We start from the raw sequence: 668 nt of genomic DNA on the forward strand, positions 1-668 counted from the left end.
ATCGATGACTTCGATTGTGAACTCGTCGCCTTCGTTGACTTCAAGATCACCGAGATCGTGGGCTTTCAGATTGACCTTCAGAAAACCGAATTGGTTTACCTTCGGTCTCTTTGAGTCCTTGAGATAAAGTCCCTTGACCTCATAGAGCACCCTGTCGGTACTTATGAGCTTCAAGATATACTGTTTAAGCGTCTGACGATGTTTGATCTTCATGCGCTCCATTATCGTAGCAGCATCCAGACCTTCTTTGATAAGGCTACGAAGAGTCTTCGGATCATACTTCGATTCGATTTTCTTCTTCGCCGTCCCGTCTTGAACGTCAGTTGAATTACCATTCTTGGCTCCCATAACGCCTCCTTTGCATAGAAATGTTACTTTATCTGGTATATCTCTACGAATTGCTGAAAAATGCATGAAAATACGCATTTCTTGGGCAAAAACGCATCAAATTTCTCGTGCTTCTGGGATGGAAATCGTAATTTGGGCGTAGGACGCTGTTCCTGGGGTTTTTGCTGGCGGGGGATGCCAAGCCATAGGACAAGCCCCGAAAACCCAGGAGACGGGATTTTACAAGGGGTGTTCCCGGGGCCAGGACAAGTTCAACCAGCCCCAGCGAGGTAATTGACGCCGGGTGGACCAGGAGATGCGAAAAAACCAACCGTTAGAAA

The 668-nt window shown here is 47.0% G+C and carries 1 protein-coding gene; it reads right to left on the reverse strand.

Features of this window, described 5'->3' with window-relative positions:
* The coding region (locus tag DSOL_RS26220; protein WP_075367612.1) for a hypothetical protein at positions 1 to 348 on the reverse strand (348 nt) is incomplete at its 3' end.
* Positions 349 to 668 lie beyond the last annotated feature (320 nt).

Origin of the sequence: Desulfosporosinus metallidurans, from assembly GCF_001936615.1 — a bacterium.
Taxonomy (GTDB): domain Bacteria; phylum Bacillota; class Desulfitobacteriia; order Desulfitobacteriales; family Desulfitobacteriaceae; genus Desulfosporosinus; species Desulfosporosinus metallidurans.